Below are 22421 nucleotides of genomic sequence, written 5' to 3'. Positions count from 1 at the left end.
AGACGCAGGAGACTTCATGCCGCATCAGTTCCACCCGACCACGCTGCGCGAATATGATATCCGTGGAATCATAGGGGAAACGCTGGGCGAGGGGGACGCATACGCCATCGGTCGCGGGTTCGGGACGCGCGTGGCACGGGCTGGCGGCAGCCGGGTGGCCGTCGGGTATGACGGCCGCTTGTCCTCGCCCGCTCTGGAAGAAGCGCTGGTGCGTGGCCTCAACGAAAGCGGCATCCATGTGCTGCGCATCGGGCTCGGGCCCACGCCCATGCTCTATTATGCGGAAGCCGTGCTGGACGTCGACGGCGGCATCCAGATCACGGGCAGCCACAATCCCGCCAACTATAATGGCTTCAAGATGGTCCTGCACCATGGGCCCTTCTTCGGACCGGACATCCAGTCGCTTGGGACGATGGCCGCCAGCGGCGACTGGGTAGACGGCTCGGCCGGGAGCGAGACCGTCGAGATCGCGGACCGCTATGCCGCACGGCTGGTGGAAGGCTTCGAGGGCAAGGCCTTTCGGATCGGGTGGGACGCCGGCAATGGCGCGGCGGGCCCGATTGTCGAAAAGCTCGTCCGCCTGTTGCCCGGCGAGCATTACACCCTCTTCACCGAGGTGGACGGCACGTTCCCCAACCACCATCCCGACCCCACTGAGGAAAAGAACCTCACCGATCTGCGCACCCTGGTGGCGGAGAAGGCGCTTGATTTCGGAGTCGCCTTCGATGGGGACGGAGACCGGATCGGCGCGATCGATGGCGAGGGCCGCATCATCTGGGGCGACCAGCTTTTGGCGATCTTCGCCGAGCCGGTGCTGAGGGCGGTGCCCGGCGCGACCATCATTGCCGACGTCAAGGCCAGCCAGGCCCTGTTTGACCGGGTCGCGCAGCTTGGCGGCACACCGCTCATGTGGAAGACCGGGCACAGCCTCATCAAATCGAAGATGCGCGAGACCGGGAGCCCTCTCGCCGGCGAAATGAGCGGCCACATCTTCTTCAAGCACGAATATTACGGTTTTGACGATGCGCTTTACGCAGCCGTCCGCCTGATTCGCGCGGCAAGCGATCTGGGCAAGTCCGTGACGGAGCTGCGGGGCGAAATGCCGCCCATGGTCAATACACCGGAATTGCGCTTTCAGGTGGATGAGAGCCGCAAGTTCGCCGTGATCGACGAAGTGCTTGCCCGGCTGCGCGAATCGGGTGCGCAGGTCGACGCCACGGATGGGGCCCGCGTCAACACGCCGGACGGCTGGTGGCTGCTGCGCGCGTCCAACACGCAGGATGTTCTTGTGGCCCGGGCCGAGGCTCGGGACGAGGCGGGGCTGGACAGGCTGATGGCCCAGATCGACGAACAACTGGCGCTTTCTGGCCTGCAAAGGGGCGCTCAGGCGGGACACTGAACTCTAGCAGATGTCTTGATAATGATCGCAATTGCAGTTTCTGCACTCGATGCGCGTCATTTCGCAATTGCATCAAATTAGTATGTAACGCATACGGATCGGGCCTTTCAGGCATCCTCTCCTAAAACTTCCAAGGCCGTCCTTCGGGGCGGCCTTTTTTTTCGTCGGCGCTTCGTGCAACCCCCTGGCGATCCCTGCGTTTTTCCCATGGACCACGACAGGAGATTCCCATGGACTCGTTCTGGCTGCTCATCACGGTAGCCGGCCCCATCCTACTTGCGCTCACGCTGGCCTACGCGATCTGGCGCAACCGGAGGGAAACCGGACCGGGCGATGTCGCCCACAGCGATCGGGCGGCCAAGCGCCTGCGCGATCAGCTCGATCAGGAAGACAAGCGACGGGATCATCGAACCACGACGGAGGCTTGAGCCCGCCTGAAACGATGTCCACCTTATAGGGATGGACATCGCGCTTCCCGCACCCATTACCGACTGGTTCGCGGCGCGCGGCTGGGCGCCGCGCGCTCACCAGCTTGCAATGCTCGAAGCCGCGGCCTTGGGACGGCACGCGCTGCTGGTCGCGCCGACCGGCGCAGGCAAGACACTCGCAGGGTTCCTGCCCAGCCTCGCCGATCTGGTGTCCCGGCCCCGGGACGGATTACACAGCCTCTACATCTCGCCGCTCAAGGCGCTGGCAGTCGACGTGCAGCGAAATCTGCTCACGCCCATCGAGGAGATGGGGCTGCCGATCCGCGTGGAAACCCGCACCGGCGACACGCCGTCCGAACGCAAGGCGCGCCAGCGGGTGCGCCCGCCGCAGATGCTGCTGACGACGCCCGAGTCGCTGTCCCTGCTGCTGTCCTACCCCGATTCGGCCATTTTGTTCGCGGACCTCGAAACCGTCATCATCGACGAGATCCATGCCTTCGCGGCGGACAAGCGCGGTGACCTGCTCAGCCTCTCGTTGAGCCGACTGCAGGCCATGCGACCGGAACTCCGGCGCGTAGGCCTGTCGGCTACGGTTGCGGAGCCCGACGCTTATCGTCGCTGGCTCGCGCCGGCAGGAGAGGCGGATCGCGTGGCGCTGGTCGAGAGCGAGCCCGGCGCGCCGCCCGATCTCTCCATCCTCGTTCCCGAGGACCGGGTCCCCTGGTCCGGCCACAGCGGCAAATATGCCGCCCGCCAGGTGATCGACATCATCGCGGCGCATCGCATGACGCTTGTCTTCTGCAATACGCGCGGGCTGGCCGAGCTCATCTTTCAGGAACTATGGGCTGGAAACGATGCGAATCTGCCCATCGGCATCCATCATGGCAGCCTCTCCCGCGAAGCGCGGCGCAAGGTGGAGGCGGCCATGGCGGCCGGCAAACTGCGCGGCCTCGTCGCCACGGCCAGCCTCGATCTCGGCATCGACTGGGGGGACATAGACTGCGTGATCCAGATGGGCGCGCCCAAGGGATCCTCGCGCCTGCTTCAGCGGATCGGCCGCGCCAACCATCGCATGGACGAGCCCAGCAAGGCCATCATCATCCCGGGCAACCGATTCGAGTATCTCGAGGCGCAGGCGGCATGGGACGCGGTGATGGCGGGCGAGCGCGATGCCGAGCGTTTCCGCCCCGGCGCACGCGATGTGCTGGCGCAACATATCATGGCGCTGGCCTGCGCGGGGCCCATCGAACCGGATGCGCTGCTCGCCGAAGTCACGAGCGCCACGCCTTATGCCGACATGACGCGCGCGCAGCTCGATGACATGCTGCGTTTCGTTTCCACCGGCGGCTATGCCCTGCGCGCTTATGACCGTTTCCAGCGGCTGGTGCATGAGCGCGACGGGCGGTGGCGGCTGGCCCATCCCCGCTTTGCGCAAATGCACCGCCTCAATGCGGGCATCATCGTCGATCAGCCCGCCGTGGCCATTCGCTTCGCCAACGGGCGCAAGCTGGGCACGGTGGAGGAGATGTTCGCCGCGACGCTGGCGCCCGGCGACAGTTTCTTCTTCTCGGGCATGTCGCTCGAAGTCGTCCGGCAGACCGAAGCGGAGTTGCTCGTTCGGGCCTCCGCGAAGTCCGCGCGGATTCCGAGCTGGGGCGGCACGCGCATGGCCATGTCCACTCATCTCGCGGGGCGGGTCCGCCAGTTCCTCGCCGATCCCGCGCAATGGCATCGCTTCCCGCAGGATGTGCACGAATGGCTCGCGATGCAGGCGATACGCTCGGTGCTGCCCCGGCCGGACCAGCTGCTGGTCGAGACCTTCCCGCATGAGGGGCTGCATCACATGGTGGTGTACAGCTTCGAGGGATGGAACGCGCACCAGTCGCTCGGCATGTTGCTCACGCGCCGGATGGAAGAGCGTGGGTTGAAGCCCGTCGGTTTCGTTTCCAACGATTATGCGCTTGCGGTCTACGCGCTGGAACCGGTCAAGGACCCCACGCCTCTCTTCTCGGCGGATATCCTCGACCATGAGTTCGTCGAATGGGTCGAGGACAGCAGCCTGCTCAAGCGGGCCTTCCGCGACGTGGCGGTCATTTCCGGGTTGATCGAGCGGCAGCAGCCCGGCGCGCGGAAGACGGGGCGGCAAGTCAGCTTTTCGACCGATCTCATCTACGATGTATTGCGCCGCTACGAGCCCGACCACCTGCTGCTGAGGGCCGCCTGGGCCGATGCCCGTGCCCGGATGACGGATGTGGGGCGATTGGGCGAGCTGATCGATCGTGCCGCCGGGACGCTGCTGCATGTGTCCCTTGACCGGGTGAGCCCGCTCGCCGTGCCCGTGCTGGTGATGATCGGCCGCGAGCAGGTGGCCGGGCGCGCCACGGACGAGGCCCTGCTGATCGAGGCCGAAGCCCTTGCGCGGATCGCCATGACGCCCGACTGAGCAGAGTGCACGGGATGCTTTGGCCTGCGCCCGCGACATGATAATCTGCCGCTCCAAGGAGAGGTCGAGTCATGTCGTTCGCACGCAGGCTCATCATGAGAGGATTGGGGGCGCTGGCGTTCGGCGCGCCGTTCACGGCGCCGGGGGCCATGGCACAAAACTCCACGGCCCAGGGTTCCACGGCCCAGGACAAGGCTGCCCCGGCTCCCTCGCCCGACCCGGTGCCCGGCGATTTCGTCGTGGGTGCGGGGAAGGACGGGCAGGCATTCGATCCCTCGCTGTTCGAGCTGACCGAGCGGCTGCTCCTGCTGGGCAAGGACCGGTCCGACCGGATGACCATGCCGGTCGAGATCGCCGGCAGCTCCTATGATTTCCTCATCGACACCGGCTCCCAGCGCACCATCGTCGCGACGGAACTCGCGCAGCGTCTTGCCTTGCCGTCTCTGCCTCCGGTCGAGATCGTCAGCATGGCCGGGCGAGTCACCGTCCCCTCCGTGGCGCTGGAAGGCCTCAGGCTGGGCGAGCATGCCATCGAGGATCTCAAGGCGCTCAGCATCGCCCATGCCGATCTCGGCGGGGCCGGGCTGATCGGGCTCGATACGCTGAAGGACAAGCGCCTCACGCTCGACTTCAGGAAACGGCGCATGGACATCGGGGAAAGCCGGCGGCGGCCGCCCACGAGCGACCCGGATACCATCGTGGTGCAGGCACGCAGCCGTTTCGGCCAGCTCATTCTCGTGGACTCCCGCGTGGAGGGACGCCGCGTGAGCGTGATCCTCGATACCGGGGCCGAAATGAGCGTTGGCAACATGGCGCTGTTCCGCAGCCTCAAGCTCAAGAAGCTCGTGGTGCCTCCGCAGCCCACCATGCTCACCAGCGTGACCGGGGCCGAGGTGCCGGCGCTGTTCACCATCGTGCGGCGCATCACGATCGGGTCTGTGACGCTGGACAATGTGCCCATGGTGTTCCTCGACGCCGCGCCTTTCGAGGAGCTCGATCTTGCCGACAAGCCCGCCATGCTGCTCGGCATGCGCATGCTGCGCCTCTTCGACAGGATCGCGATCGATTTCGGCAGCCGGCGCGTCGATTTCCACCTCGACACCGGCTTCCGCAAGTCAGATGCCGCCCGGCTCGCCAGCGCCGCCGCACCGGCCGCAGTCCTGCCCTGAGCCGACGAGATAGGGCTGGCCGCAATCCGGGCACAGGGCCGCGGCCCCGGTCCGCTCGCCATGCGCGATGGAGACGCGCTCGTCGAACAGGAAGCACTCACCTCGCCAGAGGCTCTCTTCTTCCTCGATTTCGGCGAGATAGGCGAGAATGCCGCCTTCCAGATGATAGACCTCGTCGAACCCGCGCGCCCGCGCGTAAGCGGTCGATTTCTCGCAGCGAATGCCGCCCGTGCAATACATGGCAATGCGCGGCCTGCGCCCCCGGGCCTGCGCTTCCTGCCGCCATTCATCCGCCTGCGCGTCGAACCATGCGGGGAAATCGCCGAAGCCCTGCGTCCCGGGATCGATGGCCCCGGCAAAATGGCCCAATGCCACTTCATAGTCATTGCGCGCATCGATGAGGATCGTGTCGGGATCGGCGATCAGCGCGTTCCACTGCGCGGGGGGCACATGGATGCCCGCGCCATGCGCCGCGTCGATCCCTTCGCGTCCCATCGTCACGATCTCCGGCTTCACCTTGACCTTCCAGCGCGCGAACGGGAGCCTTTCCGCCTGGTGGACGCGCGGGGCGAGATCGGCACATCCCGGGAGCGCCCGCAAGCGATCGAGCAAGCCGTCCACGGCGTCCGGCGCCCCGGCGATCGTGCCGTTCACGCCTTCCTGCGCCAGAATGACCGAGCCGACCAGCCCGTCCCGGCTGCCCTGCGCACGCAGGTCTTCGGCAAGCGCCTGGACCTCGGCAATCGGCGCGAAACGATAGAAAGCGGCGACGCGCACCGGCGCTGGCTGACAGTCGGACATGGCGCCGCTCTAGGCGCAGAGCGGGCTCATGGGAATGCTGCATTGTCCGGGGCTGGGCCGGGTTCCGCTTTTGTTCGAAAGAGCGATTGAAAGCGCGCCGGCATCGCGTCATTAGCGTCACCATGGGCGCGCAATCCCTTTTCGCTTTCGGCGGTCAGACCTGGCAGGCTTTGCCCGAGGGGGCCTTGGTGTGGCAGGAACGATCGGCCCTGATCCTCGCCGACCTGCATTTCGAGAAAGCAAGCGCTTATGCCTGCCGGGGCAGCATGCTGCCGCCCTATGACAGTGTCGCGACGCTGGACGCTCTGGAAGGGCTGATGGCGCGCATCCGCCCGCGCGAGGTGTGGTGCCTTGGTGACAGCTTCCATGACATGGGTGCCTGCGACCGCATGGATGAGGGCACGCGCCGCCGCATCACCCGTCTCACGGCAAGCTGCCGCTGGATCTGGATCACCGGCAACCACGATCCGAGACCGACGCCGGACATGGGCGGCGAAACGCTGCATGAAACCCGAGTCGCGGACATCATCCTGCGCCACGAAGCTCGGCCGAACGAAGCCGGGGCTGAAATATCCGGTCATTTTCATCCCAAGTGGCGCCTCAATCTTCGAGGGCGGCTCGTCTCGCGGCGCTGCTTCGTGCTGAGCGCACGCAAGCTCATCATGCCGGCGTTCGGTGCTTATGCCGGCGGCCTTGACGTAGCGGCGCCGGTAATCCGCGCACTGGTGGGACAGGGGAGCGAAGCGCTCGTCCCGATCTCCGACCGGCTGCTCAGATTCTCCGTTCCCGCCTGACTAAACCCACGCCAGTGTCGCAAATCGGCAACAGGGACGAATCAACGGAAAAGGGGGAATTCCAGCGCGATCGGGCATGGCGTATGATTCTCGCCAGAAGCGGCAGACGCCGCCCGAAAAAAGAACGCAGGAGAGTATCAGCCATGCAACGGCCCGCCTTCTTTGTGTCCGCCAGTCTGGCGGCAATGCTCTGCGCGCTCGCCGCGCCAGCTCTGGCCCAGGACGGGAGTGCCGGCTCCCTTCCCCAGGATGCGGCCGACGATCCCGATAACGCAGGCGACATCATCGTCACCGCGACCCGACGCGCCAGTCCCCTCGCCGAAGTGCCGATCGCGGTCTCCGCCGTGACGGCCCAGTCGTTGCAGAACAGCGGCGCCAACGATATCCGCCAGCTCAACCAGCTCGCGCCTTCGCTGCTGGTGTCTTCGACCGGCTCGGAAGCCAATGGCGCCGCGCGCATTCGCGGCGTGGGCACGGTGGGCGACAATCCGGGCCTTGAAAGCTCGGTGGCGGTGTTCATCGACGGCGTCTATCGTTCGCGCACCGGCGCCGGCCTCACCGATCTGGGCGAGATCGAGCGGATCGAGGTGCTGCGCGGGCCACAGGGCACATTGTTCGGGCGCAATGCTTCGGCTGGTCTGCTCAACATTGTCAGCAAGGCCCCGAGCTTCACTTTCGGCGCCAGTGGCGAGCTGAGCTATGGCAATTACGAGTTCTGGCGCGCGGCCGGGCGAGTCACCGGCCCGATCAGCGAGACGATCGCCGCCAGCCTCGACGGCGTCTATTCACGCCGCGACGGCTTCCTCAAGATCGTCGATGCGACCGGCAAGGAGACCGGCGATACCAATGACCGCAATCGCTATTTCCTGCGCGGTCAGCTGCTCTTCGAGCCGACGAGCGATCTCTCCATCCGTCTGATCGGTGACTATACCAATCGCGACGAGAGCTGCTGCGGCGCGGTGTTCATCGACACGGGCGAGGAAGTCGGCACCAGCCCGACCAACTACGCGCAGAACGCCACCAACCGGATCGTGACGATCCTCGGCGCGTTGGGCACCCGTTTTCCGAACGGCGCCACGCCTTACGCGCAGGATCCCTATGAGCGGAAGATCAGCATCACGCCCGGCCGGGATTATGTGAGCGATCTCAAGGACTGGGGCGTCTCCGCGGAGATCAATTATGATCTGGGCAGCGCGAAGCTGACCAGCATTACGGCCTATCGCGACTATAAGTCGGCAGACTATGGCGATTATGATTATTCGACTGCCGATCTGCTCTATCGCGACCCCGGCACGTTCCGCCAGTTCAGGACCTTCACGCAGGAACTGCGCCTGCAGGGCTCGGCCTTCGGCGAGGCGCTCGACTGGCTGGTCGGCGGTTATTACGCCAACGAGAAGCTGACGCTGCGCGACAATATCCGCTTCGGCGCAGATTATGGCCGCTTCGCTGCCTGCCGCCTGATGGCGGGCGCCGGCAACACCAGCAATCTGGCGCCGGCGCAGCTTGCACTCTGCGGCGCACCGATCGACGGCAATCCGGCAACGCCCGACGTGGGCAATCTGATCGCCGGCACCCAGGCCAATCTCAACGCCGGACTGACGCAGGCCTTCGTGAATGCCGGTCTGCCGCTGGCCAACGCGCAGGCGCAGGCGGCGGCCATCTCGGGCGGTCTGGGGCAGGGTCTGACGGCGCTCGCCACGATCCCGACCGGTGCGGGTGACACCGATACGCGTTACTATCAGAAGAGCGAGAACTGGGCGCTGTTCACGCACAATATCGTCCACCTGACTGATCGGCTCGATCTGACGCTGGGCCTGCGCTACACCAACGAGCGCAAGCGCTTCTCGGCCGATCTCAACAACAACAATGCGACGTGCGCGGCGCTGCAGGCCTCTGCGCTGCCCGGCGTTGCGACCAACGCGCAACTCGGCAGCGCGGCACAGCTCGCGGGCGGCATCCTGACTCTCGCGTGCCTGGGCAATGCGAGCACCAGCCTGAACGGCCTCGACTTGCAGGACAGTTTCAATGACGATGAGTTCACGGGAACCGCCGTCCTTTCCTACAAGGTCGGCGGCGGCGTGATGGTCTATGGCGGCTATTCGCGCGGCTACAAGGCGGGCGGCTATAATCTCGATCGCTTCGAGCTCGGCAATCGGGGCGTCGCCCCCGCCATCTCGCCGATCACCTATTTCTCGCCGCGCACCAATGCCGATGCCTCCTCGCTGCTGTTCGGCGCCGAGACGGTGGACGCGTTCGAGATCGGCCTGAAGGTCAACAAGCGCAGCTGGGGCTTCAATGCCGCGCTGTTCCGTCAGGAGTTCAGCAACTTCCAGCTCAACACCTTCAACGGCACCAGCTTCGTCGTGCAGAACATCAATGGCTGCAAGAGTGCGAAGGCGGCGAATGGCACCTGCGAGGATACCAAGCCCGGCCTCATCAGCGAGGGCGTGGAGCTGGAGGCCTATGTCGCGCCCACGCGCTATCTGCGCGGCACGGCCGGCGTTACCTATGCGAAGGCGCAATTCGCCGATCAGCTCGTCGGCAATGCCAGCGGCTCCACCCCGCTCGATCCGGCGCTGTTCCTGCTCGAAGGGCAGGACAACAGCAACGCGCCGCGCTGGGTGACCACCGCCAGCCTCGCCTGGACGCCGCCCATCGGCGGTGGCTATTCGGGCCTTCTCTATGTGGATACCCGCATGACCGGCGATCACAACACCGGCTCGGACCTCTATCCCGAGAAGCGGCAGGATGGCTATATCGTCACCAATGCCCGCATCGGCATCCGGGGACCGGACGAACGCTGGGCAATCGAGTTCTGGGGACAGAACATCTTCGACAGCGACTATACGCAGGTGGCCTTCAACAGCCCGCTGCAAAGCTCCAGCCCCAACAACCAGTCGACCGGGCAGCTCGGCCGCTTCGGGACGATGTCGAACCAGCTCTTCTCGGCCTATCTGGCCGAGCCGCGCACCTACGGCATCACGCTGCGCGGCAAGTTCTGAAAATGCCGGCTCCCTCTCCCGGCGGGGGAGGGAGTCAGGCGACCGGCGGGCGGGTGCCGAACAGGGCCGTCCCGATGCGGACATGCGTCGCGCCGAGCATGATCGCCGTCTCGTAGTCGCCGGACATGCCCATGGAGCGGCCAGTCAGGCCATGATCGCGGGCGAGCTTGTCCAGCAGGGCGAAATAGGGCGCCGGCTCGACATCGAGCGGCGGCACCGCCATGAGCCCGACCACCGGCAGGCCGACCGCACGCGCCTGTTCCAGCAGAGAAGGTAGGTCCGCGATGGCGCAGCCGCCCTTCTGCGGCTCCTCCCCGATATTCACCTGGATGAAGCACTCCGGCCAGCGATCAAGTTTCGCCATGGCTTTCGCCAGCGCCTCGACCAGCGAGGGACGGTCCACCGAGTGAATCGCATTGAACAGCGCGACGGCATCCTCCGCCTTGTTGGACTGGAGCTGCCCGATCAGATGCAACGCGATGTCCGGCGTTTCCGCGCGGAGGGCAGGCCATTTCGCCTGCGCTTCCTGAACCCGGTTCTCACCGAACAGCCGCTGTCCGGCTGCGATGAGGGGGCGGATGGCATCGGCGTCATGCGTCTTGCTGACGGCAATCAGCTGCACCGATCCCGCGGCCCTGCCGGCAATCCGCTCGGCCCGCAGGATTGCTTCCCTGACATCCGCCAATCGCCCGGCGGCGGCCGTCATCTCGTCGCTATGCCCGTTCATCGGCGCCGCTATAAGAGGCCCCATGCGCCAAGGCCACGGCAAATCGCGCGGGGATGTCCCTGCCATCTGGCTCATGACGGATGAGCGCCTGAGCGAAGCACAGCTGCTGCGGGCCGTGGCGCGGCTGCCGCGCGGATCGGCTGTCGTGCTGCGACACCATGCGACGGCGCAGACGGCGCGCCTCGCGCTGTTCGACCGCCTGCGCACCCTGACGCTGCGGCGCGGATGCCGCCTGCTGGTCGCAGGCAATCCGGCGGTAGCACGCGCTCTGGGCGCGGACGGGCATCATGGGCGGGTGAAGCCTTCGCGATTTTCCACCGGTCGCGAGCGGCCATGGCTGCACAGCGCCCCGGTCCATGACCAGCGCGAATTGCGCGCGGCCGTTCGTGCCGGTGCCGATGCCGTCCTGATCTCGCCTCTCTTCGCCACGCGCTCTCACCCGGACGCCAGGCCGCTCGGCGCCGTCCGGTTCGCCGCGCTTGCTCGCTATTCGCCGGTTCCGGTTATCGCGCTGGGCGGGGTTCGTCCGCATCATGCCGCGCTGGTCCGCCGTCTGGGCGCGCACGGCTTTGCCGCCATCGATGGTTTGTCGGGCTATCGGCGGCGGTGAGAAGACGGCTTCGCTCGCACAAATGCAGCGCGCTTGACCGATTTCAGACGGCCGAGATCAGAACTTGAAGGTGGTGCCGACGTAGACGGCCTGGCTGTCCTGCGTCTGATCCGTCACCATGGGCGCGAGACGATTGTTCGGGCCCCTGTAGCGGACGCCGGCCTGCAGGTTCAGGTTGCGGGTCAGGCGATAGCTGCTCGACACGTCAACCGCATAGCTCTGCTCCGTGCTGAGCGTCTGCGGCGCCTCCTCGACCGGGGAAATGGCCGTAGCCTCCCGATTCTCGATCTGGACATTGGCCGAGAAGCGATCCTTCTTCGGACGCAGCGTATAGCTGGGCACGGGCTCCTTGAGCTTCTTCTCGAGGATCGGATCCGGAATGGCGGGATCGAGGCCCGGCGCGGCCATGAACTGGCTGAGTCCCTTGGAGACGCCCAGCCGATACGCCACCGGCGCCACGCCCAGATTCGGAAGGACGCGACCGGACGTGCCATCGGAGGCAGAGGGCGTTGCCCCCGGCGCCCTGACGAGAATGGTCAGCGAGCGCCCGTTGACCGAACCACTGCTCGGCGTGAAGCGAAAACCCCGGCTCTGCGATTCGCGCGCGGCCCGCGCATAGGCCTTCGCCAGCTTGTCGTCCGTCGTCACCGGTGTGAAGGAACCGATGCTGCCGAGCATCTTGAGCGATACGGGGGAAATTTCCGACCCCGGAGACATCGCCTGGACGACCGCGGCCAGCGCAGGAGAGAGCGCAAGCGAACCGGCGGTCAAAAGACCCCCAAAAATCGCGATACGGCTCCGACTCAAACGCACGTTTCACTCCCAGCCCGACTCCGGGCATTGCGAAGTCGTGATATAGCATCAAGGGTCTTAACGAACTAGCGCGGCACGTAAATTGCCCCGGAGCGTGACCATTTATCCACAGTCGCCGCCTTGTCCGCGAAAGCCGCATCCCCTCGGCCGCTCTCTTTCACATCGTCGCGGGCCAGATCAAGCATGAATCGATCCGGCCTGAAGCCCCCGCCGCCCTTCACGGATGGCGCGCCGGGCCCCGCCGAAGGGCATCTCCGGCCCCGTCCGGCTGCGGAATCCGCCACTTGTGCCTCGGACGACGTACACTATAGAGGCTGATCGACAGGGAGCCCGGCCAAGGCCGGACATCACAGGAACGGAACGACATGGTTCGGTGCGAACGAAAGAGACTGACGAGCGGGCTGGTGCTGGCACTCTCCTGCTGTGCCCTTGCGGCCTGCGGCGGTGGCCGGGAGCGGCCGCGTGCCGATCTCGCGGCGTCGCGCGTCACCAGTATCGGCGTCAATGGCTATCTCTGGCGCGCGAGCCTCGACACGCTGGCTTTCATGCCGCTGCTCCAGACCGATTCCGATGGCGGCGTGATCCTGACCGACTGGTATATCAATCCGGCGGCCACCAATGAGCGGATGAAACTGACGGTGACGATCCTCGACCAGGATCTGCGCGCCGACGCGTTGCGCGTCGCGGCGAGCCGGCAGACGCTGCAGAACGGCGAATGGATCGACGCGCCGGTTCAGGCGGCGACGACGCAGAAGCTTGAGGAGATCATCCTCACCAAGGCGCGCGACCTGCGTCGCCGCGCGATCGGCGGCTGAGCCAAGCTGCGGCCGGGCGGCATGGTGCCGCCCGCACCGGACAGGCTGAACAGGCGGAATTCATGAAGGGAGCCGGCCCCGCCCGCAGGGGAATCCGAAAAGCTCCGTTAAACGAGGCATGATGTGAGCGAGAGACGCTTCAATCCCGCCGTGGCCGACGCCCGCTGGCAGGCCGTGTGGGACGAACGAGAGAGCTTCAGGGCCGGCGCCCGTCCCGGTGCGCCGAAAAGCTATGTGCTCGAGATGTTTCCCTATCCTTCGGGACGCATCCATATCGGGCACGTCCGCAATTATTCCATGGGCGACGTGCTGGCGCGCTTCCGGCGCATGCGCGGCCATGACGTGCTGCATCCGATGGGCTGGGACGCGTTCGGCATGCCTGCCGAGAATGCGGCGATGGAGAAGGGCGTCCATCCCGGCGACTGGACGCGCTCCAACATCCAGGCGATGAAGGCGCAGCTCAAGCGCCTCGGCTTCGCGCTCGACTGGAGCCGCGAACTGGCGACGTGCGAGCCCGATTATTACGGGCAGGAGCAGGCCCTGTTCCTGGACCTTTACGAAGCCGGCCTCATTTACCGCAAGGAAAGCGCGGTAAACTGGGATCCGGTCGACATGACCGTGCTCGCCAATGAGCAGGTGATCGACGGACGGGGATGGCGCTCGGGCGCGCTGGTCGAGAAGCGCAAGCTCAGCCAGTGGTTCCTCAAGATCACCGATTTCGCCGACGATCTGCTGGCCGGGCTGGGCGATCTCGACAAATGGCCGGACAAGGTGCGGCTGATGCAGGAGAACTGGATCGGCAAGAGCGTCGGCCTGCAATTCAGCTTCGCGCTGGAAACGCCGGTCGAGGGGATCGAGCGGCTGGAGGTTTTCTCCACCCGGCCGGACACCATCTTCGGCGCCAGCTTCGCCGCCATCGCCGCCGATCATCCGATCGCGCTGGCGCTGGCGCAGCAGGATGCCGATCTCGCGGTCTTCGCCGAGGAGTGCCGCCGCACCGGCACTGCCGCCGCCGAGGTCGAGACGCAGGACAAGAAGGGCTATGACACCGGCCTGTCGGTGGTCCATCCCTTCGATCCGGACTGGAAGCTGCCGCTCTTCGTCGCCAATTTCGTGCTTATGGATTATGGCACGGGCGCCGTGATGGGCGTGCCGGCGCATGACCAGCGCGACCTTGATTTCGCGCGCAAATATATGCTGCCGGTCGAGCGCGTCGTCGCGCCTGCGGGTGAGGAGACCGCGCCGATCCATGACGAGGCCTATACCGGGCCGGGCAAGCTGGTGAATTCGCGCTTCCTCGACGGCATGGCGGTCGAAGCCGCCAAGGCCGAGGTGATCGCCCGCGCCGAAGCCGGCGGATGGGGCAAGGGCACCACGGTCTGGCGGTTGCGCGACTGGGGCGTCTCGCGCCAGCGTTACTGGGGCACGCCGATCCCGTTCATTCACTGCGCCGGCTGCGGCGTGGTGCCGGTGCCGAAGGACCAGCTTCCCGTGGTCCTGCCCGAGGATGTCAGTTTCGACACGCCCGGCAATCCGCTCGACCGGCATCCGACCTGGAAGCATGTCGATTGCCCCAGATGCGGCAAGGCTGCCGTTCGCGAGACGGACACGCTCGACACCTTCGTCGATTCGAGCTGGTATTTCATCCGTTTCGCCAGCCAGCCTTCGGATAAGCCTTTCGATCGGGAAGAGGCCGAGAGCTGGCTGCCGGTGGGGCAGTATATCGGCGGCATCGAGCATGCGATCCTTCACCTGCTCTATGCGCGCTTCTGGACCCGGGCGCTCAACCACATCCAGAAGATCGGCATCACGGAGCCGTTCGAAAGCCTGTTCACGCAGGGCATGGTCACGCACGAGACCTATCAGGCCCCGGATGGCCGCTGGCTTTCCCCGGAGGAAGTCGTGCGGCGGGAAGGCGCCTATTTCGTGGACGGGACGGGGGAAGCGGTCACGCTCGGCCGCGTGGTCAAGATGTCCAAGTCCAAGAAGAATGTCGTGGACCCGGACGAGATCATCCAGCGTTACGGCGCGGACGCGGTGCGCTGGTTCATGCTGTCGGACAGCCCTCCCGAGCGCGATCTGCCGTGGACCGAGGCCGGCATCGATGGTGCCTGGCGCTTCGTCAATCGGCTGTGGCGCATCTTCGGGAAGGTCGCCGAGACAGGTGACGGCGCGATCGACAAGGCGCTCGACCGCAAGCTGCACCAGACGATCGACGGCGTAGCCCGGGACGTCGAAGCGCTGGCTTTCAACAAGGCCGTCGCCAAGATCTACGAACTGGCCAACGCGATCGAGAAGGCCGGTCCGTCCGCGAGCCGTGCGGATGCCATCCGCACGCTGGCGCTGCTCGTCGCGCCCATGACGCCGCATCTGGCGGAAGAAGCCTGGGCCGAAATGGGCGGCGAGGGTCTGATTGCCGATGCCATGTGGCCGGTCGTCGATCCGGCCTTGCTGGTCGAGGACGAAGTGACCATCGCCGTGCAGGTGCAAGGCAAGCTGCGCGATACGCTGACCGTCGCCAAGGGCACCGACAAGGCGACACTGGAAGCGCTGGCGCTGGCCGCGCCCAATGTCGTCCGCACCCTGGACGGGGCGGCGCCGAAGAAAGTGATTGTCGTGCCCGACCGCCTGGTCAATGTGGTCATCTGATGCGCAGGACAGCCCCAGCCTTGTTTCTTCTGCTCGCGAGTCTCGCGGGCTGCGGCCTCCAGCCGATGTATGCTGGCGGCCGCAGCGGCGAAGCGGCGCGCGCGCTTGCCGGCGTGCGGGTGGAAGCCATCGAGGGCAAGAGCGGCTGGCTGATGCGCAATGCGCTGAACGACCGGCTGGCTGCCATGGGCGATGGCGAGGCGCGCTATCTGCTCAAGGTCCAGCTCGACGACCGGATCGAGGGGCTGGGTGTGCGCGCCAATGACGTGGTGACGCGCGAGCGGCGCACTCTGCGGGCCCGCTACCAGCTGGTCGACACCAGCAGCGGCGAGACGGTGCTGGATGACACGACCGGGTGGGACGCGGGCATCGACGTCACGTCGAGCGAATATGCGACAGTCGCCGCGGAGGACAGCGCGCTCGAACGGCTGACCGAGATCGTGGCGGACCGCGTGCTGGCGCGGGTGGCGCTGGACGCGCGGCCATGACCGGCGCGGCATGAGCCTGCGCGCCGACAATGCAGCGGCGCTCAAGGCGCTCGACAATCCCGCCGCGGACATCCGGCTCTACCTGCTTTTCGGTCCCGATGAAGCGGGCAGCGAGGCACTGGCCGCCCGCTTTGCCCGGGCCATGGGACCCGGCGCGGAACGCGTCGATCTGGACGGTGCGGCATTGCGCAGCGATCCTGCTCGCCTGCCGGACGAAGCCGCCGCCATTTCCATGTTTGGGGATCGTCGCTGGATCCGCGTCCAGCCGGCCGGTGAGGAAGTCCTGCCGGCGGTGCAGACGCTGCTGGAGGCGGATGCCACTGGCGATCCGGTGGTGATGATTGCCGGCAACCTGCGCAAGACAAGCAAGCTGCTCGGTTTCTGCGATGCGCACAAAGCCGCCGTGACGATCGTCAGCTATGCGCCGGAAGGCCGCAATGCCGAGCAGCTCGCCGTCACCATGGCGCGCGAGTCCGGTCTGGAACTGCCCGGCGATCTCGCGCGACGGCTGGTTGCGCTCTCCGGCGGGGAACGGGGCCTGCTGGCCGGCGAGATCGAGAAGCTTGTCCTCTATCTCGATGCTACGCCGGAAGCGCCCAGGGCGGCCACCGACGAAGCGCTGGACGCGCTTGGCGCCGAGGGCGGCGAGCAGCAGCTGTTCAAGGCGGCGATGACCGTGCTCTCCGGCAACATCCGGGGCACCGAGCAGGAGATGGCGCGGCTGCGCCAGAGCGGCGGATCGCTCGCCGGCCTCCTGCGCATCACGCTCCAGAGAGCCGTCGGGCTGGCGCAGACGCAGGCGGGCCAGGGCCAGCGCTACGGTGGACGGGGAGACGACGATCTCGCGCAGCGCTGGTCGGCTGACGATCTGGGGCGCGCCATTCGGCGCATGGCGCAGGCCGAGCGAACGAGCCGCCTCTCGCACGGCATGGGGGAAACGGTGCTGGCGCAGGAACTGGTCAACGTCGCGAGGCTGGCGGCCCGCCGTCGCTGAGCAGGCCTATCCGTAGATCGCCGGATGGCGGGCGCCCGTCACCGCCCCTAGATGCCATGTCATGACCCAGGAAATTCATGATGGCCTGCTCGAGCTTGACGAAGACAGACTGAGCCGCCTGGTGGCCGCCTTCTACGATCGGGTGCGTGCCGATGCGGCGCTGGGGCCCATCTTCGACGATGCGATCGACGACTGGCCGGCGCATCTGGAGAAGCTGGCCGCTTTCTGGTCCTCGGTGATGCTGACGAGCGGCCGTTACAAGGGCCGCCCGGTCCCGGCGCACATGAAGCATCGCGCACGGATCACACCGGCCTTGTTCGAGCGATGGCTCGATCTCTGGGCGCAGGTGAGCAATCAACTGATGACGCCCGCGGCCGCCCTCGCCCTGCAGGACCGGGCGCAGCGCATCGCGCAGAGCCTGCAGCTGGCGATGTTCTTCGGGCCCGATGATCTTGCCGCCGTCGATCGCCAGCGTGCGGCCAGATCGCTGACCGAGGCCGGCCGGCCATGACTGCCCCTCTGCCTTATCGCTCCACGCCGGTCTTCGACGAGGAGACCCTGCCCGCCGCGCTGCGCGCCAGCCACAGCACCAAGGCCGGCACCTGGGGACTGATCCGCGTGATCGAAGGCGAGCTGAAGCTGACCTTCCCCGAAACCGGTCGCACATTACTGCTCGCACCCGGGAGCCCCGGGCAAGTGAACCCCGGCGAAATCCACTTCGTGACGCCTCTTGGCCCCATGAGGATGCAGGTGGATTTCCACAGTCTGCCGCCGCTGCCCGCCTGAGCATGCCGCCGGGGCGGCGCGGCGCCATTGACGCTCGCCGGCATCCTCCCGATATCACTGCCATGGACAAGATGAATCTCAGCGACGCCGAATGGCGCGAACGGCTCACACCCGAGCAATATCACGTCCTGCGCGAGCACGGGACGGAACGGGCCTTCGCCGGCAAATATGATGGGCTGAAGGATGCCGGCATTTATCATTGCGCCGGTTGCGGCCTGCCGCTGTTCGACAGTGGCCATAAATATGACAGCGGCTCCGGCTGGCCCAGCTTCACCGCACCGATGGCGCAAGATGCCGTCACCGCCTATGAGGACAGTACCCACGGTATGCGCCGCGTGGAAGTCCGTTGCGCGCGCTGCGACGGCCATCTCGGCCATGTCTTCCCCGATGGACCGGGACCGGCAGGGCTGCGCTTCTGCATGAACAGTGTCGCTCTCGATTTCGAGCCGAAGGACGATTGAGGAAAGCGGCTGGAAATCCCATTCAGCGCGTGTAAAGGCGGGGAACGCTTCTAGCGTGCTGCGCGAAACGTGCGCGCGGCAGGGCGGAGCGAAGCAAGGCGAGGCATGGCCAAGGCACAAGCGGTGAGCCGCGTCCGGCTCTGGTTTTTCAGGCTGCTCAAGATCGGGATCGCGCTCGGCATCGCCGGGCTCATCATGCTGGCCATCGCGGTCGTGATCGCGATGCAGTCATTGCCGGGATTTGACGCGCTCAAAAGCTCGCCGAACGGCCAGATGATTCGCGTCCACGCTGCGGACGGCACGGTGATCGTCTCGCTGGGCCCGAGTTACGGGCGCTGGCTGAGCTACGACCAGATTCCCGAAGTCATGACGCGCGCGCTCGTCTCGGTCGAGGACAAGCGCTTCTACATGCATCCGGGCGTCGATCCGATCGGCATGGGACGCGGCGCCTGGCGCGCGTTCGAGCGGCGCGGGCAGGGGCGCCGGATCGAGGGCGCGTCGACCATTACCCAGCAGCTGGCTCGCAACATCTTCCTCAACAACAGCTATTCCGCCGGTCGCAAGCTGCGCGAGATCGTGCTCGCGCTGGCGATCGAGCGCAAGTTCAGCAAGCGCGAGATTCTCGAGCTTTACCTGAACAAGGTCTATTTCGGCGGTGGCGCTTATGGCGTGGACGCAGCGAGCCGCAAATTCTTCAATCATCCGGCAACCGAGCTGAATCTCGCGGAAGCCGCCATCATCGCGGGCCTCGTCAAGGCGCCCTCCCATTACTCGCCGACGGCTGATGCCGAGGCGGCGACCGGCCGTGCCGGCGTGGTGCTGGACGTGATGGCGGCCAATGGCGACATCAGCCAGGCCGAACGGGCGGCCGTGGATCTCGGCAGTGTCGAGATGGTGCCGGAAAAAGCGCAGGACAGCGTGCGCTACTTCACCGATTGGGTCCTGCCGCAGCTCGACGACCTGATCGACGAGCAGGAGCAGCCGCTCGACGTCTACACCACCATCGACCTGCGCCTGCAGCGGGCGGCGGTTGCCGCGATCAAAGGCAATGTCCCGTCTGGCGCGCAAGGCGCGCTCGTCAGCCTGGATCGGGACGGCGCGGTGCGGGCGCTCGTCGGCGGGCTGGATTACATCAGCTCCAACTATAATCGCGCGACGACCGCCGAGCGGCAACCGGGCTCCGCCTTCAAGCTGTTCGTCTATCTGGCCGCGCTCGAATCGGGCTATTCGCCGGATACCCGCGTCAACGACAGTCCGGTGACCATCAACGGCTGGAGCCCGCGCAACGACAATCGCAAGAATGTCGGCGAGATCGATGTGCGGACCGCCTTCGCCTACTCGGTCAACACGGTCGCGGCCAAGCTGGGCATGGAAGTGGGCTTTGCATCGGTCGCGGACATGGCGAGGCGCTTCGGCATTTCGACGACGATCAACACGCATCCCTCGATGGTGCTTGGCACGTCCGAGGTCCACCTCATCGACATGACGCAGGCCTTCGCTTCCGTCGCGCGCAAGGGCGTCGCGGTGCGGCCTTATGGCATCCTCAAGGTCGCGACGGCCGACGGCGAAGTGCTGTACGAGCACAAGGACGATACCAGCCGCGTTCTGGTCGCGCCCTGGGTGGCGGCGGGCATGACGGACCTGATGCAGACCGCGGTCAATACCGGCACGGGCCGCAACGCGCAGATCGGCCGCCCCGTCGCTGGCAAGACCGGGACGACGAGCAGCAACAAGGATGGCTGGTTTATCGGCTTTTCGAGCGGTATCACGACCGGCGTCTGGATGGGCCGGGACGATGGGCGCGCCGTGGGCGGCCTCGCGGGCGGACGCGCACCGGCGCGTGCCTTTGCGAACTATATGAAAGTCGCGGTCGCGAACCGGCCGGTCGAAACCTTCGAGACCGAAGTCACGCTGCCCGAATGGCAGCTCGAGCCGGACGAGGAGGCCTATGGCCAGCCGGACAATGGCATGATGGTCGACGAGAATGGCCTGCCTCTCGACGCGCCGGTAGCTCCCGAGACCGATTCCACCGGCGAGACCGAGCAGCCCACGCCGCCGGCCGCCCCGGCAGAAGCACCGCAGCGCATCGATCAGCGCTGGATCGACGAAGTGCTGGGCCGCGGCCAGCGCACGCCCCCCGCATCGCAGCCGACGCCCCGTCCGAGCCCGTCGCAAGCGGCGCCGGCGCGGCCGCAGGGCTGACCGGCCCGGCGCTTCCTCCCGCCCCTGCCCCTGCCGGAGCGATCAGCCGACGTAGCGGTGCAGGCCAGTGCCTTCGCGGCGAAGCCAGGCGCGGGCCACGTCCGGGTCGACCGGGGAAATCGCCCGGACGAGCGCATGGAAGTCCGGTCCATGATGCATGTGCCGCAGATGCGCCACTTCGTGCGCGACCGTCGCGAGCCGCACATGGGGTGGCGCGAGGATCAGTCGCCAGCTGTAACGGATGTCGCCGCGCGCCGAGCAGCTTCCCCAGCGGGCCCTCGGATCGCCGATCGATACGCGGCCGAGGGGCAGCCCGTGCTCTCCGGCAAGCGCGCGCGTCTCGTCCGTGAGCACCGCGCGTGCTTCAGTGGCGAGCCAGCGCAAGATCCGCGCGCCTATATGGTCGGCAGGTCCGCCGACGAGCAGCCGGTCGCCCTCTCGCTCGATCCGGCGACCCGGAGCGCCGGTGGCGACGATGAGCAACGGCTCGCCCTGCACGGGCAGCCAGACGCCATCCCCCAGCACCACCCGTCCCGCCGCCCGGGCGCGTTGCGCTTCCACCCAGCCCGTCTGCTGCCCGGCCCAGTCGAGCGCGGTGCGCAGGGAGGCGCGCGCCGGCATGGTCAGCAATGCCTCCCCTGCCAGGCCGTCGAAGCGCAGGCGCAGTCTGCGGGCGCGGGCATGGCGCTGGACGACCAGCGGCACCGTGGCGCCGTCGGCGAGGATCAGCGCATGTTCAGAGCGGGCGCTCGACAATGTGATGCTCCAGATCGCCGGCAAGCGTTTCGGCAATGGTCCAGCCCCGCACGGAATGGCCTTCGCGATGCACCGCTTCCCTGTCGCCGCAGATGAGGTAGTGCCACGCCGGCAGAGGCTCGCCGTCCGCCCGCAGCCGGTAAGCGCAGGTGGCAGGCAACCAGGCGATGGAGCGCAGCTTGGCGGCCGTCAGGCGCAGGCAATCGGGCACGAAGGCCCGGCGCTGGCGATAATTGCTGCACCGGGCCGTTTCCCGATCCAGCAGCCGGCACGCGACATTCGTGGGATAGATGTGGCCCGTGTCGGCATCTTCCACCTTGTGAAGGCAGCATTTTCCACAGCCGTCGCACAAGGCTTCCCACTGTGCGCGGTCAAGCGTCTCGAGCGGCTGCTCCCAGAAGTTCATCGCACATAGGCCGCGAGAAAGTCCCGCACTGCCTCGGGCGGCGCCGAATCCTTGTCATCGTTCAGCACATCGTCGACCGGCACCAGGGCAATGGGCTTGCCGTCCGGGTCGAACAGGGCCGGGGTGCGGGTATGGCTGACGAGATAGTCGCTGGTGGCAGCCGGATCGCCTTCCTTCCCGGCGATCACCACGAAATCCTTCTTGACCGCCTCGATCTGTTCGGGCGTGCCGGTGAGACCGATGAGGCGGGGGTGGAACGCCGCCACATAAGGCGCGATGACGTCTGGCGTGTCCCGCTCCGGGTCCACGGTGATGAAGATTGGCTGAATCTTCGCGGCCTTTTCAGGGTCGGAAGCCTCCAGCAGCTTGAGCCCCGCCATGAACTTGTTCAGGTCGACCGGGCATACGTCGGGACACCAGGTGTAGCCGAAATAGACGAGTCGATACTTGCCCTTGAAATCGCTCCAGCGGACAGTCTTGCCGGTCTGGTCCGTCAAGGCGAAATCGCCGCCGATGCGGGCGCCGACCAGATTGCCTTCCGGCACCGCACTGGTTTCGTTGCCGGGGCCGCCCGTCTGGCAGCCCGCGAGACTCAGCGCGGCCAGGATGAAAATGATGTTTTTGCGGGCTTTGTTCATGACAGGGCCAGCCATGCCCTGCTATTGGAGCCAACGCAAC

21 protein-coding genes are annotated in these 22421 nt (G+C 66.4%); 15 read left to right on the top strand and 6 right to left on the bottom strand.

Annotation, left to right across the window (positions count from 1 at the left end; translation table 11 throughout):
- The first annotated feature begins 16 nt into the window (after window positions 1–16).
- The 4 genes from pgmG to SLG_RS18690 all read left to right on the top strand — a co-directional run bounded on the left by pgmG (window position 17) and on the right by SLG_RS18690 (window position 5439).
- Complete coding sequence (gene pgmG / locus SLG_RS18705) at window positions 17–1399, top strand: phosphoglucomutase/phosphomannomutase PgmG (RefSeq protein ID WP_014078091.1); 1383 nt, start codon at window positions 17–19, stop codon at window positions 1397–1399.
- Window positions 1400–1629: 230 nt separating this feature from the next.
- Window positions 1630–1827, top strand: coding sequence for a hypothetical protein (locus SLG_RS18700; RefSeq protein ID WP_014078090.1), 198 nt, complete (start codon window positions 1630–1632; stop codon window positions 1825–1827).
- A gap of 31 nt (window positions 1828–1858) precedes the next feature.
- Window positions 1859–4270 carry a ligase-associated DNA damage response DEXH box helicase gene (locus tag SLG_RS18695; RefSeq protein WP_014078089.1) on the top strand — a complete coding sequence of 804 codons (2412 nt, stop codon included), beginning with the start codon at window positions 1859–1861 and terminating at the stop codon, window positions 4268–4270.
- Window positions 4271–4341: 71 nt separating this feature from the next.
- Window positions 4342–5439: a retroviral-like aspartic protease family protein gene (locus tag SLG_RS18690; protein ID WP_014078088.1), complete on the top strand. Its 1098-nt coding sequence runs from the start codon at window positions 4342–4344 to the stop codon at window positions 5437–5439.
- On the opposite strand, the gene trhO is transcribed toward SLG_RS18690, so the two are convergent.
- Window positions 5386–6240 carry an oxygen-dependent tRNA uridine(34) hydroxylase TrhO gene (gene trhO / locus SLG_RS18685; RefSeq protein WP_014078087.1) on the bottom strand — a complete coding sequence of 285 codons (855 nt, stop codon included), beginning with the start codon at window positions 6238–6240 and terminating at the stop codon, window positions 5386–5388. The genes SLG_RS18690 and trhO overlap by 54 nt on opposite strands.
- Window positions 6241–6362: 122 nt before the next feature.
- On the opposite strand from trhO, the gene pdeM reads away from it, so the two are divergent.
- Window positions 6363–7034 carry a ligase-associated DNA damage response endonuclease PdeM gene (gene pdeM, locus SLG_RS18680; protein ID WP_014078086.1) on the top strand — a complete coding sequence of 224 codons (672 nt, stop codon included), beginning with the start codon at window positions 6363–6365 and terminating at the stop codon, window positions 7032–7034.
- Between the two features lie 143 nt (window positions 7035–7177).
- Window positions 7178–10036 (top strand): TonB-dependent receptor, encoded by a 2859-nt coding sequence (locus tag SLG_RS18675; RefSeq protein ID WP_041392239.1) that lies wholly within the window; start codon window positions 7178–7180, stop codon window positions 10034–10036.
- A gap of 34 nt (window positions 10037–10070) precedes the next feature.
- Here the strand turns inward: SLG_RS18675 and SLG_RS18670 are convergent, their stop codons facing one another.
- A complete protein-coding gene (locus tag SLG_RS18670) occupies window positions 10071–10763 on the bottom strand; it encodes a YggS family pyridoxal phosphate-dependent enzyme (RefSeq protein WP_014078084.1) in 693 nt (230 codons plus the stop codon).
- Between the two features lie 73 nt (window positions 10764–10836).
- On the opposite strand from SLG_RS18670, the gene SLG_RS18665 reads away from it, so the two are divergent.
- Complete coding sequence (locus SLG_RS18665) at window positions 10837–11373, top strand: thiamine phosphate synthase (protein ID WP_231848705.1); 537 nt, start codon at window positions 10837–10839, stop codon at window positions 11371–11373.
- A gap of 57 nt (window positions 11374–11430) precedes the next feature.
- Here the strand turns inward: SLG_RS18665 and SLG_RS18660 are convergent, their stop codons facing one another.
- The gene (locus tag SLG_RS18660; RefSeq protein WP_051003815.1) at window positions 11431–12144 is read right to left on the bottom strand and encodes a hypothetical protein; all 714 of its coding nucleotides are present in this window, start codon (window positions 12142–12144) and stop codon (window positions 11431–11433) included.
- A 407-nt stretch (window positions 12145–12551) separates the two neighbouring features.
- On the opposite strand from SLG_RS18660, the gene SLG_RS18655 reads away from it, so the two are divergent.
- The 8 genes from SLG_RS18655 to SLG_RS18620 all read left to right on the top strand — a co-directional run bounded on the left by SLG_RS18655 (window position 12552) and on the right by SLG_RS18620 (window position 20581).
- Window positions 12552–13001, top strand: a complete 450-nt coding sequence (locus SLG_RS18655) for a DUF3576 domain-containing protein (protein ID WP_014078081.1) — start codon at window positions 12552–12554, stop codon at window positions 12999–13001.
- A gap of 123 nt (window positions 13002–13124) precedes the next feature.
- Window positions 13125–15650 (top strand): leucine--tRNA ligase, encoded by a 2526-nt coding sequence (gene leuS, locus SLG_RS18650; RefSeq protein ID WP_014078080.1) that lies wholly within the window; start codon window positions 13125–13127, stop codon window positions 15648–15650.
- Entirely contained in the window at window positions 15650–16138 is a 489-nt protein-coding gene (gene lptE / locus SLG_RS18645; protein ID WP_014078079.1) for an LPS assembly lipoprotein LptE, read from the top strand. Before leuS ends, lptE begins: the two co-directional genes overlap by 1 nt.
- Before the next feature lie 10 nt (window positions 16139–16148).
- Window positions 16149–17132, top strand: coding sequence for a putative DNA polymerase III subunit delta (locus tag SLG_RS18640; RefSeq protein ID WP_014078078.1), 984 nt, complete (start codon window positions 16149–16151; stop codon window positions 17130–17132).
- A gap of 61 nt (window positions 17133–17193) precedes the next feature.
- On the top strand, window positions 17194–17643 hold the full coding sequence (locus SLG_RS18635) for a group III truncated hemoglobin (protein WP_014078077.1): 450 nt from the start codon (window positions 17194–17196) through the stop codon (window positions 17641–17643).
- A complete protein-coding gene (locus SLG_RS18630; protein WP_014078076.1) occupies window positions 17640–17918 on the top strand; it encodes a DUF1971 domain-containing protein in 279 nt (92 codons plus the stop codon). The genes SLG_RS18635 and SLG_RS18630 overlap by 4 nt, the downstream gene beginning before the upstream one ends.
- A gap of 62 nt (window positions 17919–17980) precedes the next feature.
- Window positions 17981–18379 carry a peptide-methionine (R)-S-oxide reductase MsrB gene (gene msrB, locus SLG_RS18625; protein ID WP_041393723.1) on the top strand — a complete coding sequence of 133 codons (399 nt, stop codon included), beginning with the start codon at window positions 17981–17983 and terminating at the stop codon, window positions 18377–18379.
- Between the two features lie 105 nt (window positions 18380–18484).
- Window positions 18485–20581 carry a transglycosylase domain-containing protein gene (locus tag SLG_RS18620; RefSeq protein WP_014078074.1) on the top strand — a complete coding sequence of 699 codons (2097 nt, stop codon included), beginning with the start codon at window positions 18485–18487 and terminating at the stop codon, window positions 20579–20581.
- Window positions 20582–20623: 42 nt separating this feature from the next.
- Here SLG_RS18620 and SLG_RS18615 read toward each other — a convergent pair whose 3' ends face one another.
- Genes SLG_RS18615 through SLG_RS18605 form a run of 3 tightly spaced genes read right to left on the bottom strand, consistent with a single transcriptional unit; the run spans window position 20624 to window position 22396 of the window.
- Complete coding sequence (locus tag SLG_RS18615) at window positions 20624–21361, bottom strand: M48 family metallopeptidase (protein WP_148276647.1); 738 nt, start codon at window positions 21359–21361, stop codon at window positions 20624–20626.
- Entirely contained in the window at window positions 21318–21743 is a 426-nt protein-coding gene (locus tag SLG_RS18610) for a YcgN family cysteine cluster protein (RefSeq protein ID WP_014078072.1), read from the bottom strand. Before SLG_RS18610 ends, SLG_RS18615 begins: the two co-directional genes overlap by 44 nt.
- The gene (locus tag SLG_RS18605; protein WP_014078071.1) at window positions 21740–22396 is read right to left on the bottom strand and encodes an SCO family protein; all 657 of its coding nucleotides are present in this window, start codon (window positions 22394–22396) and stop codon (window positions 21740–21742) included. The genes SLG_RS18610 and SLG_RS18605 overlap by 4 nt, the downstream gene beginning before the upstream one ends.
- Between the last annotated feature and the right edge of the window lie 25 nt (window positions 22397–22421).

Origin of the sequence: Sphingobium sp. SYK-6, assembly GCF_000283515.1 — a bacterium.
In the GTDB taxonomy this organism is placed as follows: domain Bacteria; phylum Pseudomonadota; class Alphaproteobacteria; order Sphingomonadales; family Sphingomonadaceae; genus Sphingobium; species Sphingobium lignivorans.
Note: the sequence above shows the minus strand (reverse complement) of the source record. Positions and strands in the feature narration are given on the sequence as shown.

What these genes read in the sequence shown, in the direction of transcription:
- msrB (WP_041393723.1), top strand. Translation starts at nt 17,981, where the DNA reads ATGGACAAGATGAATCTCAGCGACGCCGAATGGCGCGAACGGCTCACA.
- SLG_RS18635 (WP_014078077.1), top strand. Translation starts at nt 17,194, where the DNA reads ATGACCCAGGAAATTCATGATGGCCTGCTCGAGCTTGACGAAGACAGA.
- trhO (WP_014078087.1), bottom strand. Translation starts at nt 6,240, where the DNA reads ATGTCCGACTGTCAGCCAGCGCCGGTGCGCGTCGCCGCTTTCTATCGT.
- SLG_RS18655 (WP_014078081.1), top strand. Translation starts at nt 12,552, where the DNA reads ATGGTTCGGTGCGAACGAAAGAGACTGACGAGCGGGCTGGTGCTGGCA.
- pgmG (WP_014078091.1), top strand. Translation starts at nt 17, where the DNA reads ATGCCGCATCAGTTCCACCCGACCACGCTGCGCGAATATGATATCCGT.
- SLG_RS18630 (WP_014078076.1), top strand. Translation starts at nt 17,640, where the DNA reads ATGACTGCCCCTCTGCCTTATCGCTCCACGCCGGTCTTCGACGAGGAG.
- SLG_RS18620 (WP_014078074.1), top strand. Translation starts at nt 18,485, where the DNA reads ATGGCCAAGGCACAAGCGGTGAGCCGCGTCCGGCTCTGGTTTTTCAGG.
- pdeM (WP_014078086.1), top strand. Translation starts at nt 6,363, where the DNA reads ATGGGCGCGCAATCCCTTTTCGCTTTCGGCGGTCAGACCTGGCAGGCT.
- SLG_RS18640 (WP_014078078.1), top strand. Translation starts at nt 16,149, where the DNA reads ATGAGCCTGCGCGCCGACAATGCAGCGGCGCTCAAGGCGCTCGACAAT.
- SLG_RS18695 (WP_014078089.1), top strand. Translation starts at nt 1,859, where the DNA reads ATGGACATCGCGCTTCCCGCACCCATTACCGACTGGTTCGCGGCGCGC.
- lptE (WP_014078079.1), top strand. Translation starts at nt 15,650, where the DNA reads ATGCGCAGGACAGCCCCAGCCTTGTTTCTTCTGCTCGCGAGTCTCGCG.
- SLG_RS18670 (WP_014078084.1), bottom strand. Translation starts at nt 10,763, where the DNA reads ATGAACGGGCATAGCGACGAGATGACGGCCGCCGCCGGGCGATTGGCG.
- SLG_RS18605 (WP_014078071.1), bottom strand. Translation starts at nt 22,396, where the DNA reads ATGGCTGGCCCTGTCATGAACAAAGCCCGCAAAAACATCATTTTCATC.
- SLG_RS18665 (WP_231848705.1), top strand. Translation starts at nt 10,837, where the DNA reads ATGACGGATGAGCGCCTGAGCGAAGCACAGCTGCTGCGGGCCGTGGCG.
- SLG_RS18700 (WP_014078090.1), top strand. Translation starts at nt 1,630, where the DNA reads ATGGACTCGTTCTGGCTGCTCATCACGGTAGCCGGCCCCATCCTACTT.
- SLG_RS18675 (WP_041392239.1), top strand. Translation starts at nt 7,178, where the DNA reads ATGCAACGGCCCGCCTTCTTTGTGTCCGCCAGTCTGGCGGCAATGCTC.
- SLG_RS18610 (WP_014078072.1), bottom strand. Translation starts at nt 21,743, where the DNA reads ATGAACTTCTGGGAGCAGCCGCTCGAGACGCTTGACCGCGCACAGTGG.
- SLG_RS18690 (WP_014078088.1), top strand. Translation starts at nt 4,342, where the DNA reads ATGTCGTTCGCACGCAGGCTCATCATGAGAGGATTGGGGGCGCTGGCG.